This window comes from Aeromonas sp. PS2Canimalfood6 (assembly GCF_048276795.1).
In the GTDB taxonomy this organism is placed as follows: domain Bacteria; phylum Pseudomonadota; class Gammaproteobacteria; order Enterobacterales; family Aeromonadaceae; genus Aeromonas; species Aeromonas caviae.
The window spans coordinates 1-854 of record NZ_JBLUXC010000142.1 but is presented as its reverse complement, the minus strand read 5'-3'; the positions used below and the strand labels follow the sequence as shown (position 1 = coordinate 854).

General features: G+C 50.1%; 1 pseudogene. It reads left to right on the top strand.

Annotation, left to right across the window (positions count from 1 at the left end):
* Positions 1-541: 541 nt before the first annotated feature.
* A pseudogene (locus tag ACNPAA_RS20935) lies at positions 542-736 on the top strand (septal ring lytic transglycosylase RlpA family lipoprotein); the annotation flags it as partial.
* Between the last annotated feature and the right edge of the window lie 118 nt (positions 737-854).

Here is an 854-nt window from a genome sequence, read left to right as displayed (position 1 = left end):
GGTGTTTTTGCTCATGGGGGGAGCGTATCTAAGGAGCAGGATCAAGCAAGCAGGAAAGTGGGATCAAGAGACGATCGTCTCATTTTTCCTGTGTCAATACTGTTCCGGTGAATACTTACCTTAACTCTAGGTATTCAGACCAACTCCGAGAGTTCTTTGGCTTATACAGGAAAAAGTATACCAAATGACAATAATGTAAGCTATTCGTGCAAAGACTATATGCTCGCGCCCCATTCTTTGCCTGAATAATTCACAAGCTAACAAGATACATTTAAATTATGTGGCGAAGACCTTGGACACCCATCTTTTGGGTTCGGGCTATGCTACGCCTTGCTCAAAAAGGTGGGTGTCCAAGATTTGCCCACAAAGGGAGGCATTTGCCTCCCTTTTTTTATGGAAGATATGGTAAAGTAGCCGCACCGTCGCTGCTGCCTGACAACAAGGCGAGGAAGAGGTTGCTTGCGAACATGCTGCTAGCATCACGGACTGCATCGAAGAGTAAAAATAACGCAGAGCGAAAAGAAGAGAGGAGAGGGGGAAGCTGCAACATATTCAGAAAGGGCTGCTGTTATCTCTTTGCCTGCTGTTGGCGGCCTGTAGCAGCCGTTATGACGAGAGCCACGGCGGCAGCTGGCGCGGCAATAGCGAAACCGGTTACGCCAGCTATTATGCCGACCGCTATCACGGCAAAAAGACTGCCAGCAGCGAGCTCTATCGCAACAACCTCAATAGCGCGTATCTATTCACCAGGACGGGGTTGACGGCATCAGTTCTGCCGGGATGGGATAATCTGTCTTCTCGATGCACGCCCTGACCACGGCCCTCAACCACTCCTGTGGGCAGCGGCCCAATCG